The following is a 15,695-nucleotide window of genomic DNA, read 5'->3' on the forward strand; positions in this document are numbered from 1 at the left end:
GATAAATGCCTAATCGGCTGCATATTCTTCCAATAGTGACAGCGGGATAATATCCAGCGCTTTTTCATGCGTCGCTTCAAGACGAACTTTAGGTGCCACTCCAGCTTCATAAGCTTGTAACCATCGAGCCGCGCACAAACACCATCTGTCTCCAGCAAGCAGACCGGGAAATGTCATGCTAGGCCAAGGAGTAATAAGATCGTTTCCTTGTCGTAATGAAAACTGAAGAAATTCATCGGTTACTATGGCGCAAACGCTGTGGTTGCCCAAATCTGCATCTGGGACATAACAAAACCCTTCTCTAGTAAAACCCGCATTCCCGCAACACAGCTGCAGTGGACGACCATAAACATTTTTTGCGTTCGCCAAAATCAGAACCCTCTCTTACAACGTATCTTTATATTGATGTCGCTTTGTCAAAACATAAGAATGTAAATCGCGTCAGGCCTATAACCCTATTCTGCTCACCTTATGACCCTGAGTATAGAGAGTCAAATGTGAAGCAATAGTCTAATTACGTCTAAAGGTAAAAAATCGTGCTCGATAAAAGCAAAAAAACAGGTGGAAGTAATTTCTCTGAGGATGAAATCGCGCGCTTTGATGCGCTCGCCGAATCATGGTGGGATCCGAAAGGGAAATATAAAACTGCTTTAGATTTTAATAGAGCGAGATTAGATGTCATTAAAGCGCAGATAGAAAATCATTTCGGGAAGGGTAAATTACCCCCAGACTATTCAACTCTGTCAATGATTGATATTGGCAGTGGTGGTGGCCTTATCAGTGAGCCACTAGCAAAATTGGGCGCTCATGTAACAGGCATAGACGCAAGCGCGGTCAGCGTTGAAGTTGCCAAGCGGCATGCCGAAAAAAGCGGTGTGGATGTTAATTATAGACATATGCTCTCCAGTGAGGTTGTGGGCGAAGGACTTCAATATGATGTCGTAATTAATGCTGAAGTGGTCGAGCATGTACCCGATCAACGGCAACTTATAAAGGAATGTGCGAGTTTAGTGAAACCCGGCGGACTTCTTATTTTAGCCACATTAAACAGAACGTTTAAAAGCTATATCATTGCAATTGTTGGCGCTGAATACGTTATGCGGTATTTGCCCATTGGTACTCACGATTGGAGAAAATTCGTGAAACCTAGAGAGTTACAACAGTGGGTCGGGGGTGCGTTTTCCTTAAAACATCAAGTAGGAATGAAATTAAACCCGTTAAAGGGTGAATGGTTAACGACATCAAGCCTTGCCGTGAACTTTATTCAAACCTATTCCAGAGATGAATAGCTGGCCATAAATTATGCTTATGCTCTGTATGAAAGCTGAAAATGGTATTGTGAAGCATACCTAATGGCTAGTGCTAGCTAACTGAATTAGCAGGCTATTGTCTAGACGGGATGGCTAGAAATGACGTTTATTTGCGGGAGCGCTTTATTAAAACTTGTTAGTAAAGCTTGATCTTTACATTGTGTTTACATAATTATAACAAAGGTCTGACCACAGACCAGGTATTTACCATAATTATGGGGCACACACTATGACACGAAGCAATTACACACGAATAACCCAAACACGAACCAACCACATACGACTAAATCAAACGAGAAAAAGCACCTTCGCGGCTATATTGACGTTGCTCTGCTTATTTGTAGGCTTTTCTGGACAGGCGCATTCAAGCACATACGCAAAAACTAAACACCCAATTGTACTTGTTCACGGATTATTTGGCTTTGAAGATATTTTATTTGTCGATTATTTCTATAAGGTTCCGCATAAACTCAGCCGAAACGGCGCTGTGGTTTACATTGCCGAAGTCTCACCAGCTAATTCTACGGAAGTGCGCGGCGAACAGTTGTTAGAATACATCGACGAAGTCTTAGCATTGTCTGGTGCTGACAAAGTAAATCTTATTGGTCATAGCCATGGGGGACCAACAGCGCGTTACGCTGCCAGTGTCGCGCCTGAAAAAGTCGCCTCGGTAAGTTCGGTAGCAGGTGTGAACTGGGGAAGTAAAGTAGCCGACCAATTGCGAGATGCCTTTTCAGAGGGCTCTGTTGGTGAAGGTGCGACTGGGCTTGTCGTTGATGCATTTGCCAATATTATCGAAATTGCTTCGGGCTCAGACCCAAGAGACAAGCCTACCGATTCAATTGCCGCCCTTAATTCACTCTCAACTGCTGGTTCAGTGGCCTTTAACCAGCAATACCCAGAAGGGATGCCAACGGCATATTGTCGTAACGATGGCAAAATGCTCGCTGAAAACGGTGTTTATTATTTTTCGTGGAGCGGCGGAAAAACGTACACTAATGCGCTAGATGTTGTAGATCCATTTTTAGCGATAACTGGCACTGCGTTTAAAGAACCAAACGATGGGTTGGTCTCAACCTGCAGTTCACATTTAGGTAAAGTGCTCAAAGATAACTACAAGATGAATCATCTTGATGAGGTCAATCAGAGCTTTGGCATCACACATTGGTTTGAAACCAATCCCGTTGATGTTTTTGTTCGCCAAGCAAACCGTCTCAAAGGCCTAGGCCTTTAATGAGGTATATTCCTTGAATTGGCGTTTTATCACCGCAGGAGGGCTGAGTGCTCTCCTTATCATTGGCGTTTTCTACCATATCAACTCAGACTTTATCGTGTCAGAAGCGGGCGCGACTTTGCCGAATGCAGAAGATAACCTGAAAGGTGAAAGCGAGTTCGACAAAGAAAGGGCGAGCCAACAAGATGATGCAGGCGTTCACGCGACAAACTATATTTCTGAATATAAGACTGATTCAACTGATACTAGCCTTGAAGTCTTCATCTTAGATTACACAACAAAAGACATCTTCGACCGCTATATATTCGAGCGAACCTCCGAACTCCCCCACGTGGTTAAACTAGACTATTCGAACCATACTAAAACGAAATACACAGAAGAATCTGCCCGTACAGCAGCAGATTTATTTTCTCGCTACGTTGATTATAAGGTGGCGCTATCGTCTGTGGAATTAGAGGTAGACCTGTCCGCACACAGTTTACGAGATGTAACCTTTAAGTTAGATGAGCGAGAAAACATACGGCGTAGGTATTTTACCGACAACGAATATCACTACTTATTCAGTCAAGAGGCACAAGTCGACGAAGCGGCATTAGCAAGATTGAGCATTGCTCAGGAAGACACGCTTTCAAAAGAAGAGAGAAAAGCGCTTATAGTAGACGCCCTGAAGGCGGGTAATCCCGCTGAGCGCGACGCCTTTCAACCTACATTGAATATGCACCGCATCAATGAAATTAAAAACACTTACAGCAATATAAACGATCGCTTCAATGCTGTGGCTGCTGAATTTGGAACACAGGTCGCCCAGCGCTTTGCTAAAACGTGGGAAGAGCGAGCTCAGTGGCAGGCAAAGGTAGAAGCATACACACGTTTTAGAGATGGGTTGATGGAGCAGGGGCTTTCACCTGAGACGATGAGTGAGTCGCTGGCGGAATACAAAAGGAAACATTTCACTGCGAACGAGATTAAACGTCTTAAGGTGCTTACAGCGCGATGACAAGGCAAGCAGATACAAAGGCACAGTGAGCGAGCAATGATATGGTAAGACCATAAAAACGCTGAATAGTGTCACCGCTATACGAAGTGATTTGAAAGCGTGCAATACTCTTACTAATCTAGATTTTGTTTATTAACTTACACCGTTAATTTCAACGTTATTTCTACCGAAATTTCCATTGTTGTTTCGCGAGGCTAGTCATACCACTATGAAAATCTATGAAACGAAGACCGCTCCTAATCCACGCCGAGTACGTATGTTCTTAGCCGAAAAAGGCATTGATGTTGATTATGTTCAAGTCGACATTCAGAAAGGAGAAAATTTAAGTGCAGAAATGCGGACCAAAAACCCGCTGGGTAAAATTCCTATTCTAGAGCTCGATGACGGCACGTGTATTGCTGAAACCGATGCCATTTGTACTTACTTTGAAGCGCTTCAGCCAGAGCCGCCGTTAATGGGAACAACGCCCGTTGAAAAAGCCACGATATCAATGTGGCAGCGGCAGGTAGAGCTTGCGTTTATGATGCAAATTGGTATGTGCTTCCAACATACTACAGGTTATTTCAAAGACCGCATGACGCCGGTACCAGAGTATGGCAAAGAGGCGGGTATAAATGCGTCTAAATATCTCAATATTTTAGAGCGCCGACTTGGTGTAAAAGAATACATAGCGGGAGATGCTTTTTCTATTGCCGATATAACGGCGTTATGTGCTATGGATTTTGCCCGAGTTGTAAAAATACGCATGAGCGAAGAGCATGTTAATTTAGCTCGCTGGTACGACGCGGTGAGCAGCAGAGCGAGTGCAAAAGCCTAATGATAGATTTATATACTGCGGCAACGCCCAATGGCTGGAAAGCGTCGGTGGCGTTAGAAGAGATGGGTCTTGAATACACTGCTCATGCGGTTAATTTAATGAAAGGCGAGCAGAAAACCCCTGAGTTTTTAGCCATGAACCCGAATGGACGTATACCCGTTATCGTAGATAGAGAAGCCGGTGGCCACGTTGTTTTCGAGTCTGGCGCCATTATGATTTATCTCGCTGAAAAGACAGGGATGTTCTTGCCGCGTGATGCTAAGGGTAAAAGCCAGGTTATACAGTGGCTAATGTTTCAGATGGGTGGAATTGGCCCTATGATGGGGCAGGCGAACGTATTTCATCGGTACTTAGAAGAAAAAATCCCTGTTGCTATCGAGCGATACCAAAACGAAGTTCGACGATTGTTCACCGTGCTTGATGGCAGGCTAGAGGATCGTGAATACTTAGTAGACAACTACAGTATTGCTGACATGGCTAACTGGTGCTGGGTGCGCACTTACGAATGGTCAGGTGTTAGCATTGAAGGCTTGGATAATCTCATTCGCTGGAAGAACAGCATTGAAGCAAGGCCAGCAGCGCGACGTGGCGTAGAAGTGCCTAATAAGATAGATAAAGAGGCGCTGCTTAAAGGGGCTAAAAACGTCGTGACTAGGTAGGCTCTCTCGCTCCTGCTTATTTGAAGAGACTAATCATACTGCGGTTTTAGCGCGTTTATTTTCCTACGAACGCGCTTATGGTTTTTATATGCTCGGGTCCAATGCCGCAACACCCTCCCACGATATCCGCGCCCGCCGCTATCCACGTTTGAACATAATCTAAGTAGCGTTCGGGTGTGACGTCATCACGCAGTTCAGATAGAAGCGCATTTGCTTCATGGCTACGCTTTCTTTCTGAAAAGCTATTGGCGTAAGCGCCAATGGTAATGGTAGCGTTCATCTGGCGTGTAATAGTGATTGCGCTTTCCATTTCTTCAGGCTGTGAGCAGTTAAAAAGCACGCTGTCGACATGAGATAATAGGTAAGCGATATCTGAAAGGGGCTCGCCAGAGCGAAGTGTTAACGGCTCATCTGGTGAAGCGCGATTTTGCAATGAAAACGACAGCCAAACAGGTCGGGAAGAAAGGGTTTTGATAAGTGATACCACTGCCTCTGCTTCTTCCACGGAGCTGGCCGTTTCAATTAACCAAATATCGATATAGGGAGCTTGGGCTTCGATAAGTGGTGAAAGTATTTCACTGAGTCGACTGGCATCAAACAAATCGGGACGATAAGAGCCAAACGCCGGTGGAATGCATCCAGCCACGGTTAATTTGCTGGATTGCTTTGCCTGCTGAGCGGTGACGGCTTCTCTTGCTAGTCTGGCAGCGGTTTCGGCTAGTTTAAATGCTTGCTCGTTAAATGTTTTCTCGCCAATATGAAAGGGCACTAGTGCATATGCATTAGTTGTAATGACGCTGGCACCTGCTTCAAGAAAATGAGCATGAACCTCTCGGACTAATTCTGGCGTTTGCATCAGCGCTAAAGCAGACCATTCGGGTTGTCTAAAAGGCGCACCTATTCTTTTTAACTCGCGCCCCATGCCGCCATCTAGAATTGTAATGTGCTTTTCTCTCACTGGTATACCGCCCCTAACGCTGTCTTGAACTCTTAGATGATTAGTAATAGTTTGCTTGGAGCGCTAAGTTTGCACTGCCTATAGATTGCGCTTTTGCGCCTACAAGGCCAGGACTCACGTTTATCTTTGAAAGCCCCCGCATATCAAGGTGCTCCATCGCCCCTTTGGTTTTTTCAACCAGCGATTCCTTAACATCATTAGGGATAGCACCATCTATAATTACACCCTCTACATCCAAAAGGCTCATTGCGCATTGAGCTGCAAATGCTAATCCCTTGGCGGTTTCAGAAAGCCATAAGTCAACGATGCCCTCGTCGCACGACCAGTGTGAAGGCGATTCATAAATATGCTTGCCGTTTTGCCCAGCGTCTACGAGTGCCCGTTCTAACAAGTAAAGCGAAGATTGAGTAATCAACTGGCGCTGCGACGTGCCGCTATGAAATGGTAAAGAGCCAATAGCGCCTGCATTGCCCGTTTTTCCGTTTATCAGCTGGTTATTTAATACAAGACCACCACCTAAAAAGGTGCCAACGAAAATATATAAGAAGCTTTCGTAACGTTTAGGATTTCCGAAAGACATTTCGGCGCTGCACGCCGCTCCCGCGTCATTTTTAATAAATACCGGTAAGTTGAGAAGGCCTTCAAGGGCGCTTTGAGGATCGAATTCTCTCCACTCTTCCAATTCATTTTTCGGAGCTCCAGCCTCCTCTGCCCAACTCCAAATCTCGAAGGGCATGGCTACGCCTAGACCCCTAACAAGGCGTTGTTGGTCGGTATCAAGATTCTTAATAAGCACGTTAAAGGCACGCTTTGCGAAATTAAGTAAATTGCTAACCGTTGGATAGTCAGACTTCTCGTGAAGTGTTGCTTTTACATTGCCTTTTAAGTCAAGCAGTGTCATGTCGAAGCTACGACGTCCCACTTTGAGGCCGACGCCAAATGCACCATTAGCGTTAATGCCAAAAGGAACCTTTGGCTGACCTACACCACCTTTAATAGGCTTTAAGCGTTTTACCAAACCATCGGCTTCTAACTTTTTTATGATTACCGTAGCGGATTGCGCGGACAAACCGGTTAATTGAGCGATTTCAGCCTTGGGTAATGCAATACGCTGACGAATGAGAGTAAGGATTTCCCGTTCATTAGTTGAGCGCGCATCAAGTAGTAAAGGCATCCTTTGGGATGGCAGATGAAAAGCCGTTTCAATATTCAATGTAATTACAATCTGTCCATTAAAAGAGACTAGAGTTTAATAACAAGCTAGCCGTGTATCAAATTTAAGAATTAACGTAGTGCGTGCTTCTGGGGGTCTGTTTTAGACTGGTCTAAAATTACGCAAACTTATCATACAATTCTTTAGGATGATTTTAAATCAATTGGGTTGATTTAATTGTTTCTTTCGACAATACTATGCCCCAATTATTTAACGATTCGTTAACTTTGTGTTTTTGGCATAAATTTAAACGTCTATTTTGAACTTTGTTGAGCGAGGCTGGTATGAAAATTTTATGTTTAGGTGAAGTGCTTATTGATATGTTAAGCCAAGGTGCGGCGCCCAAAGATGGCAATATACCAGCTATGAAACCTTTTCAACCTTATGCGGGTGGCGCGCCTGCAAACGTTGCTGTTGCCGTTGCCCAGCTCGGTGGTAAGAGCGCAATGGTATCAAAAGTTGGCGACGATACTTTTGGCGCATTCCTTAAAGAAATGCTTGAGCACTACAACGTTAATACTGATTTTGTTTGGACCACACAAGAAGGTAATACTGCATTAGCATTTGTTAATCTAGACGAAGATGGCGAGCGCTCGTTCGATTTTTACGTTGATAATGCTGCACATAAGCACATTTCAGAGCAAGATTTATCGACCATTGATTGCGATAAAAATACTGTGCTTCACTTCTGTTCGGGTTCAATTTCAGGCCCTGAGCTTATTCCTGGTACTGAGTTTATCCTAAACAAGGCGAAGGAAAACGGCATGATGGTGTGCTTGGATATCAATTATCGCCCAGCATTCTGGGATGACACGGCTAACGCTCCAACGCGCATAGACGAAGCGGCGAAGAAAGTGTCTATTCTAAAAGCAAGCCGTGAAGAGCTCGCGGAGCTTTATGGCGAAGAAAATGCCGACACAAAAGTACAGCAATGGTTGGAAAGTGGGGTAAAAGTGGTGTTAGTTACCGACGGTGGTGAGCCAATTCACTATATTACTAAGTCGTTTAGCGGCACGCTAGCATCACCAAAAATGGATGTTAAAGACACCACAGCAGCGGGTGACTCGTTTATTGGTGGTTTCCTGTATTTCCTTTCTACTAAAGTAAAAAATGCCGATGAATTTGATGCATGGGCAGAAAACTTTGAAAACGTAAGTGAAGCCACTGAATTTGCTATTCGCTGCGGTGCTTACACGGTTACTCAGTACGGCGCATTTAGTGCTTTGCCTACACAGGCTAATATCGCTAAATAATTTATTTATCAGGCTGTTAAAAAAAGGGTTCACGTCAAACTGAACCCTTTTTTATTTTTAAGTACTGGCAGCAGCGATATTAAAAGTGCCAAGTTATAGAGCTATCTGCATTAATTGAGCTTAGTGCTTATCTGCTCTGCTTTGGAACTTACGCTCTTCAGTGTTGACCTTAATCCACTCACCCGTGCTGATATACTCAGGTACCTGTACTACCAGGCCAGTTGAAAGGGTGGCTGGTTTAGTACGTGATGTAGCCGATGCGCCTTTAATTGAAGGATCTGTCTCAACCACTTCAAGCTCAACACTCATTGGTAAGTCCAAGGCAACCGGCACTTCGCTAACGATAACAACCTGAATGCCGTCAGTTTCCTCGTTAATGAACAAGGCTTCGTTTTCAATACTTTCTTTGTTCAAGTGATAAGGGGTGTAGTCTTCCTTATCCATAAACACATACTCGTCACCGTCGATATAAGAAAACATTGCCGGGCGACGGGTGAGGTCTGCCATATCCAATGTGTCTGAGTCTTTAAATGTTTCGTCGTATTTAGCACCCGTTACCACGTCATACATACGCATGCGATAAATACTGCCACCAGCACGGCCTTGGGGAACAGATCGTTCGATATCGCGAACAATGCACGTTTTTCCGTCAAATACCACGGTGTTATTCTTTTTAATTTCACTAGCCTTTGGCATGGCGACTTCCTATTGTTTTATTTTACTCAGGCTACAAACCCAATCATTTGTCTCTTGCCATTCTCTGCGATTTTGCATGACGAAGAAAGTGTTTTTGCGGGCTTATACCAATCCGCATAGATAAGTGCCCACTCAGAAGGCGCTGGTAAGTTTCCTAGCGAAGCGTGGGAATGCAGGAATGGTTGTTCCCTTTCAAATTCCCAGAATGAAGCTAGGAAGCTTGCCAGACCTTCCCGAAGGGCGAGTTTAAAATCTCCGTACTCTTTGTTGTGTCACCTTGATGTAGAACCACTACACCTACGGTAACACGCCGCGATTACGAACATTTTAACTCTCGCTGAGTGGGTAATTATCTATGCGGACTGGTATTAACTCTCTATTAACGCTTTTACGTTAGCCAAGGTATCAGCTTCGTTGGCAGGCTTGTCCCAACGAATTCTATGTATACGTGGAAAACGAAGCGCAACCCCTGACTTGTGCCTTGATGAAGGGTGTACAGCGTCGAATGCTACTTCTAATACCAGTTCTTTTTTTACTTCCCGCACGGGGCCAAAGCGGCCCACTGCGTTTCGTCTTACCCAGTTATCCAGCTTCTTTAGCTCTTCATCGGTGAAGCCTGAATATGCTTTACCAATGGGTAGCAGTTGATTGTCTTCCCACGTACCAAAAGTGAAATCGGAGTAAAAGCTGGAACGCTTCCCATGCCCGCGCTGGGCGTACATCATGACAGCATCAACAACCAGCGGATCGCGCTTCCACTTAAACCACTTACCCTTCGGTCTGCCGGGGATGTACTTACTATCGAGGCGCTTTATCATTAGCCCCTCGACCGCCCGGTTTTGGCAAACGTCTGTGTGCAGCTGGCGAAGGCTTTCAGGGCTGGTAGCGGTGAGGGTTTGCGATAAAAACAGGCGTTTGTTATCTGTTTTGTTGAACCATCTTTCCAATGCTTGGCGCCGAGTTTTCAGCGTTTGTTCCGTCAGGTCTTTTCCATCTAGCACTAACGCATCGTAAACAATAAGCCCAACCGGTGCAGACGATTGTAGCGCCTTACTTGGTTTCTTTTTATTTAGGCGCTGTTGAAGGGCATTAAAGGTGTCCACATCCGGCTGTACCATGGACCAAGCCTGTAAGTCGCTTTTATCACTCGTTGTATTTCCAGTAGTTATACCTTGAGCGGTTGAGCCTTCAGATAAGTCATTGTCATGTTCCACGTTGTGGATAACCAGCAGTTCTCCATCTAACACCATGTTACCGCTAACAGACTCAAGTAAGTCGGGAAATGAGTGGCTGATGTCATCGCCAGTGCGGGAAAAGAGTGCTTTTTCGGGCTCATCCTCATTGGCTCCATCACTGTCAATAGACCTATCATTAAAAGCTTTACTTGACTTAACAACGAGCTGTACGCGAATGCCGTCGTACTTGTTTTCAATTTGCCATGTGTTTTCAGTAAATGCCTCAATATCGCTTTCTTCAATGGGGTGAGAGAGCATGACTGGGTGAAAGGTTACCGCATTTTCGATATCTGGCTTTTCAGCTTTTCCTTCTAGCCAACTAAGCATGTCAACGTAAGGAGGGTGAACCGCATGCCAAAGTGTTTCTATTTCTTTGATGTCTTTGTCGCCATAATCGGCCAGTATTTGCTTTATAGAGCGAGCTGACACGCCTATACGCAAGCCTCTTGTGCCCAACTTTAGTAACGCCCAGCGTTGGGCAGGTGTCATCACTGTTAGGTAGTTGGCAAGGGTGTCAGATACTTTTTGCTTACTCACCGACGCGAAGGTTTCAACGACCTCGGTGAGACTAGGAAGGGAATCCGTAGGCTTACTGTATGGCCACAAATGCGCCACTGTCTCACTGACTTCGCCGACATAATCATAGCTCATAGCAAATAAGGCGGCGTCGCTGTGTTCAGTGATGAGCTTTTTCACTGTGTTGCGCTTAAAAAAATCGAATCTCAATGTGCCTGCCATAGCGGCAATGGCCCATCCACGGTCGGGGTCTGGCGTATTGGCAATGTAGTCAGCTATAAGCTGCGCTTTGGCTTTGTTTCCAGACGTGAAATACAGCTGCTCAAGTAAATGACTGAATGCCTCCATTAATCGCCTCCTTGCTCTTCTTCATCGTAACCCACAAGGGAAAGCGCCCTTGCTTTGAACCCCATCTTCTCAGCCTGATACATCAAGGCATCTTCTCTACCGTGGGTCACCCATACTTCTTTTGGGTTTACTTCTTCGATGGTTTGTAACAATTCGGGCCAGTCGCAATGATCAGAAATAATAAGTGGCAGCTCGGCATTTTTTTGCTTGGCACGAGCGCGAATTTGCATCCAACCAGATGCCACAACCGGACGCACATTAGGTAAGCTTCGTGACCATCTGTCGGCAAGTGCCGAAGGCGGCGCAATGACTATCTCACCGGCCAAGGTTTTTTTATCCGTTACCTCAGATACTGGAGTTAACTCACCCAAGTCTATTCCCAATTGCTTGTATAAATCGCACAGTTTTAGCTGTGCACCGTGTAAGTAAATTGGCTTGGCGTAACCCGCTTCGCGCAGTGCTAATATCACCCGTTGGCATTTACCTAATGCGTAAGCGCCTACCAGATGACATCGCTCGGGAAAAACCCGTAACGAATGAAGAAGCTTTTCAATTTCCTGTTCAATGGGCGGGTGTTTAAAGACAGGGAGCCCAAAGGTAGCTTCGGTAATCAATATATCGCAAGGGACAACTTTAAATGGCGGGCACGTTGGGTCGTGTCGACGCTTGTAATCGCCAGACACCACAACACGGTAGCCCGCATATTCAATTAGGATCTGTGTAGAGCCAAGAATGTGGCCTGCAGGATAAAACGTGACTTTCACGTCATTAAATTCAATGGTTTTTCCTAACGTTACAGCATGCTGGTGAATCGCCATCTCTTCACCGTAGCGAGTTTTCATAATTGCCAGTGTTTCTGGGCTGGCATACACGCTGTTATGGCCTGCCCGTGCATGGTCTGCATGCCCGTGTGTGACAAGCGCGGTTGCTACCTCATTCATGGGGTCAATGTAAAACTCACCTGATTCGCAATACAGGCCGGTATCATCAGTTTTTAGCCACGTTGATGGATGCACTACTTATCATTCCTGCCAAATTAGAGAATGCTTGTTACTACGTAATCAGTCCCTTAAAACGACCACTTGAAGTGTGTAAGGCCAATAATTCAATAAGCGTGCTGAACTTATTGGCTTTACTAATTGTCACAAAATATGTCGATGTGCTTTCGAGTATTGCACTACACGACCTTTTAATTTAACTTCAACGCCCTACTAAAAAAGCTTTTTTTGGATGCTCACAATAAATAAGGATATTGCCTAATGTTACGTTTAAGCGCTTGTTTACTTGCTATTTCAACCCTTCCTGTTTTTGCCCAATCAACAGATATTCAGCATGAAGTTGCACTAGGGTTTTCTGATGTCCGTGATGCCGACGACAATTTTATTGGAGCGAGCTACCGCTACTATTTCGAATCAGTGAACATTGACCAGCAACCTTGGTCGATTAGCCCTTATCTTCAAAGAACGAACAATGTTTCTGTTGATTATTTTGGTATTGATAATATCGACAGCGTAAATGTACGAGGTGAGTGGTTTTACTCAGACGCGTTAGTTATTCGAGGTCGCTATGGGCGTGTAACTAACGACAGTAGATTCTATGACGAAACGTTAAATCGCTATGCTGTAGAAGTGTCTACCTTTGCGAATCAAAATTGGGAATACGGCATTGGTGTTGAGTATTTTCACCTTAATGAAGAGCTTTACAGTTCCATCAATGCTGGCGTTAGCGAAAAGCGTTCTGATTCAGAATTCAGCTACAGTGCATTTGCAAGATATACGAGCTTTGGGCAACGTTCTGGTAAGTTTTCTCCGGGGTGGGATACCAAATTGAAAGCAACACAGTTTGATGGTGAGTTCTCCGTTGAGCTAGATACAGATTATTACTTCCGTCCTGATTGGAGCGTGGGAGTGACCTACATTCACGAAAGCAATGAAGTAATAGGCTCTGACAACGTTATTGAATTAGGCACTCACTACTGGTTTAACCCGCATTCATCTATCGAATTTGGCTTAGGTTATGATACCGACGAGAATCAGTTGGGCTCGGCTACCTTGTTAGGAACGTTTAGATTCTAATACGCTACTTAAGTGAGCAAGGGCCTTATTTATAACAGGCCCTTTTTTATACTTCATCCATATAGTTGAGACAGCTTAAAGTAATAACTCGAGGGCTTGAGCGGTGCTGTTGTTCTATTGAAGTAGTGTCGATAATGAATCTGCCGGTGCTGCGTCTAGCGTTGCTTTGGAGAGGTGGGGATTATCGAGTTTGAGTACGGTTCTCTCTGATAGCTTCAGCGCTTTTTTGACATCGCTAAAATTAATGTACTTTTCAAATAACGCGGCGAAACTACCGTCTTGTCGAGCAATATTTAACCCTCTTTCTATTCGCAGCGCTAATTCAGGTTTCGACTTTGAAACGAAGAAAAACATATAAGACGGGTAATACAATAAAACGGAAGGCTCTATGATAACGTCTGGGTCGTTTAGCGATTCAGCCTCTACTATCGCTTCATGGGCTGCACGAGGAAAATAATCGATTCTGCCAGCTTTTAAAAGTTCAATGATAATGTCGTAATTACTGATCCCCAAGGTGGTAAATCCGTTGTGCTTTAGAATCTGAAAATCAGGCCAGTCGTGGCCTTGACCTGCAACAAAGCGCGTCAGGTCGAAAGCGCTACGAACATTTTTAAATTCATTTTGAGAGCTTTGACGTACCAAAGAGACGCGGTAACCCATGATTCCGTTTAATAAGGGGACACGCACCGGAATGGCTTGCTGTTCACGTAGTTTTGACGTCACTGTCCAAAATACGTCGATCCCGCCTTCTTGGTTTAGCTGGCGCAGCACACGCTCTTGAACCAAATGGCCGCTACTTTCTACGAGAGAAGTTGGTTTAAGAGGGTCATCCGTTTTGCTGAGCGCTAATCTAAGTAGTGAAGAGTAATAAGCATGAGACTCATAGTCGAACTTACTACTTTCGACTATTTTAACCTCGCAATTGTTACAGGGGCGCTGTGATGTTTGTGCACTATCTAACTCACTTCCAAAAGCACGTTGGCAGAAAAGATGCCAAATTATCATTACCGCTACAATTGAAAATAGCCCTATTTGAAATCGATTCTCTATCATACCTCTTTACCTCAATGGCTTATGAAAAAGCCATTGGACCTGCTAACCTTTAGTACAGAGAAAAAGTTAGCAGGCCTAGTTATTTAGGTTACGTTTACCGTTCAGTATAGACACAATTTTCAAGATGCAAGCGACATAGTGTTAGGTGAGCTGCTCTACCTCATCATGTTTCAATTTTTGCTTTTTGTAAAAACTGCGCAAATACATTGTTCGCCATAGGGCTTCAAAGGGACCTTTGTTGAAGTGCTTGGCAATAACGTTCGCTAAAATAACTTGCGCTGCAGAGAGGGCGATAGTGACCAGAAGTAAATCAAGCAACGTTACGCTGTAAATAAAGTTTGGAAAATAGGCCGGCATAATGATGCGGAACAGCACAGCGAGTACTATTGATTGGGTTAGATAGAGCGTGAACGCAACTTTGCCACAGTTTATGAGCGACTGATATAACCATGCCCCAGTATGTTTTATGTTTATCAGTACGTGAGCGTAAACCAAAGCGCAGAAAATGGCTGGAATACTAGTAAACATAGGTACTACATCTAATGTTACCTGTTCGAATAAAAATTGCAGAAGTGCAGTGATGATGGATGTGACGATTGCAACCAACACTAATTTCTTAAAAGTCAGTGACGAAAAGCCGTGATTGAAAAAGCCTGTTCTATACAAGTATGCACCAAACATCATAAGCCCCATCGATTGCCACAGCATAGTGAATGGCGCGACAATAACCGTAGACAGCATAAATGACGCTTGAATACCAAGCTGCGTTAAATAGCCGCTTTGCCACAAGGCCACTTCTTCGTTAAACGTTTCACTTGGTCGTGTTGGCAGTTTACCCCCCATGTCGTAAAAAAACGCCATGACGAGTCCACCAACTAACATGATTGCGCTTCCCACAATAAGATAGTTAATACTCTTCTTTTTGAGTTCACTTTGAGGAAGTGTGAAATGTTTTAAAATAAAAAATGCGCACAGGCTGTAATATAATAAGATGTCGCCGCTAAAAATAAATACGCCATGCAGTAGACCAAATACAAACAGCCATTTAAGTCTGGCTTGTGAGAAGTCTAGAAAATTGCGCCCGCGCTTTTCACAGGCCTCAAATTGTAATGCCAGACCCGCACCAAACAGCAAGCAGAACAGAGAACGAAATCGTCCATCCAAAAACAGCGTGTTGAAAAGTGAAATAATCGTGTCTGATAACAGCGGCTCCTCAAAAAACGCGTAGTTAACATAACCGTTTTGGTGGAATGTAATGTTCATGAACAGGATGCCGAGGATGGCTAAGCCTCTAACGGCGTCTATTGAATGAATTCGCATATACGGTCCTT

The 15,695-nt window shown here is 44.4% G+C and carries 16 protein-coding genes; 8 read left to right on the forward strand and 8 right to left on the reverse strand.

The genetic code is table 11. The annotated features are described in order from the left end of the window. Positions 1-9: 9 nt before the first annotated feature. Positions 10-369 carry a DUF2237 family protein gene (locus C6Y39_RS18410; protein WP_105932654.1) on the reverse strand — a complete coding sequence of 120 codons (360 nt, stop codon included), beginning with the start codon at positions 367-369 and terminating at the stop codon, positions 10-12. Positions 370-536: 167 nt separating this feature from the next. Here C6Y39_RS18410 and ubiG point away from each other — a divergent pair, with 167 nt between their 5' ends. The 5 genes from ubiG to C6Y39_RS18435 all read left to right on the forward strand — a co-directional run bounded on the left by ubiG (position 537) and on the right by C6Y39_RS18435 (position 5,017). After that, positions 537-1,289, forward strand: a complete 753-nt coding sequence (ubiG, locus tag C6Y39_RS18415; RefSeq protein ID WP_105932655.1) for a bifunctional 2-polyprenyl-6-hydroxyphenol methylase/3-demethylubiquinol 3-O-methyltransferase UbiG — start codon at positions 537-539, stop codon at positions 1,287-1,289. Positions 1,290-1,539: 250 nt separating this feature from the next. After that, positions 1,540-2,544, forward strand: coding sequence for an esterase/lipase family protein (locus C6Y39_RS18420; RefSeq protein WP_240618935.1), 1,005 nt, complete (start codon positions 1,540-1,542; stop codon positions 2,542-2,544). A 13-nt stretch (positions 2,545-2,557) separates the two neighbouring features. Then, positions 2,558-3,541 carry a lipase secretion chaperone gene (locus C6Y39_RS18425; RefSeq protein WP_105932656.1) on the forward strand — a complete coding sequence of 328 codons (984 nt, stop codon included), beginning with the start codon at positions 2,558-2,560 and terminating at the stop codon, positions 3,539-3,541. Positions 3,542-3,749: 208 nt separating this feature from the next. Then, a complete protein-coding gene (locus C6Y39_RS18430) occupies positions 3,750-4,358 on the forward strand; it encodes a glutathione S-transferase family protein (protein WP_105932657.1) in 609 nt (202 codons plus the stop codon). Then, a complete protein-coding gene (locus C6Y39_RS18435; RefSeq protein ID WP_105932658.1) occupies positions 4,358-5,017 on the forward strand; it encodes a glutathione S-transferase family protein in 660 nt (219 codons plus the stop codon). The genes C6Y39_RS18430 and C6Y39_RS18435 overlap by 1 nt, the downstream gene beginning before the upstream one ends. Positions 5,018-5,072: 55 nt before the next feature. Here the strand turns inward: C6Y39_RS18435 and C6Y39_RS18440 are convergent, their stop codons facing one another. Both C6Y39_RS18440 and C6Y39_RS18445 read right to left on the reverse strand, forming a co-directional pair. Continuing rightward, the gene (locus tag C6Y39_RS18440) at positions 5,073-5,975 is read right to left on the reverse strand and encodes a homocysteine S-methyltransferase family protein (protein WP_420808497.1); all 903 of its coding nucleotides are present in this window, start codon (positions 5,973-5,975) and stop codon (positions 5,073-5,075) included. Between the two features lie 40 nt (positions 5,976-6,015). Continuing rightward, a complete protein-coding gene (locus C6Y39_RS18445; protein WP_105932659.1) occupies positions 6,016-7,188 on the reverse strand; it encodes an ROK family transcriptional regulator in 1,173 nt (390 codons plus the stop codon). A 284-nt stretch (positions 7,189-7,472) separates the two neighbouring features. Here C6Y39_RS18445 and C6Y39_RS18450 point away from each other — a divergent pair, with 284 nt between their 5' ends. After that, positions 7,473-8,441: a carbohydrate kinase family protein gene (locus tag C6Y39_RS18450; RefSeq protein ID WP_105932660.1), complete on the forward strand. Its 969-nt coding sequence runs from the start codon at positions 7,473-7,475 to the stop codon at positions 8,439-8,441. 120 nt (positions 8,442-8,561) lie between these two features. Here C6Y39_RS18450 and efpL read toward each other — a convergent pair whose 3' ends face one another. Continuing rightward, positions 8,562-9,137: an elongation factor P-like protein EfpL gene (gene efpL / locus C6Y39_RS18455; RefSeq protein ID WP_105932661.1), complete on the reverse strand. Its 576-nt coding sequence runs from the start codon at positions 9,135-9,137 to the stop codon at positions 8,562-8,564. Positions 9,138-9,261: 124 nt separating this feature from the next. Here efpL and C6Y39_RS19015 point away from each other — a divergent pair, with 124 nt between their 5' ends. After that, positions 9,262-9,387 (forward strand): hypothetical protein, encoded by a 126-nt coding sequence (locus C6Y39_RS19015; protein WP_276309310.1) that lies wholly within the window; start codon positions 9,262-9,264, stop codon positions 9,385-9,387. A 118-nt stretch (positions 9,388-9,505) separates the two neighbouring features. Here C6Y39_RS19015 and C6Y39_RS18460 read toward each other — a convergent pair whose 3' ends face one another. Together C6Y39_RS18460 and C6Y39_RS18465 are read right to left on the reverse strand one after the other, a co-directional pair. Continuing rightward, positions 9,506-11,236: a cisplatin damage response ATP-dependent DNA ligase gene (locus C6Y39_RS18460; protein ID WP_105932662.1), complete on the reverse strand. Its 1,731-nt coding sequence runs from the start codon at positions 11,234-11,236 to the stop codon at positions 9,506-9,508. Then, on the reverse strand, positions 11,236-12,252 hold the full coding sequence (locus tag C6Y39_RS18465) for a ligase-associated DNA damage response exonuclease (protein WP_105932663.1): 1,017 nt from the start codon (positions 12,250-12,252) through the stop codon (positions 11,236-11,238). Before C6Y39_RS18465 ends, C6Y39_RS18460 begins: the two co-directional genes overlap by 1 nt. Positions 12,253-12,495: 243 nt before the next feature. Between C6Y39_RS18465 and C6Y39_RS18470 the strand changes: the two genes are divergently transcribed. Next, positions 12,496-13,311, forward strand: coding sequence for a putative porin (locus C6Y39_RS18470; RefSeq protein ID WP_105932664.1), 816 nt, complete (start codon positions 12,496-12,498; stop codon positions 13,309-13,311). Positions 13,312-13,425: 114 nt separating this feature from the next. Here the strand turns inward: C6Y39_RS18470 and C6Y39_RS18475 are convergent, their stop codons facing one another. After that, positions 13,426-14,364 (reverse strand): type 2 periplasmic-binding domain-containing protein, encoded by a 939-nt coding sequence (locus C6Y39_RS18475; RefSeq protein ID WP_240618936.1) that lies wholly within the window; start codon positions 14,362-14,364, stop codon positions 13,426-13,428. Positions 14,365-14,505: 141 nt separating this feature from the next. Then, positions 14,506-15,684, reverse strand: coding sequence for a DUF418 domain-containing protein (locus C6Y39_RS18480; protein ID WP_105932665.1), 1,179 nt, complete (start codon positions 15,682-15,684; stop codon positions 14,506-14,508). Positions 15,685-15,695 lie beyond the last annotated feature (11 nt).

This window comes from Alteromonas gracilis (assembly GCF_002993325.1).
Taxonomy (GTDB): domain Bacteria; phylum Pseudomonadota; class Gammaproteobacteria; order Enterobacterales; family Alteromonadaceae; genus Alteromonas; species Alteromonas gracilis.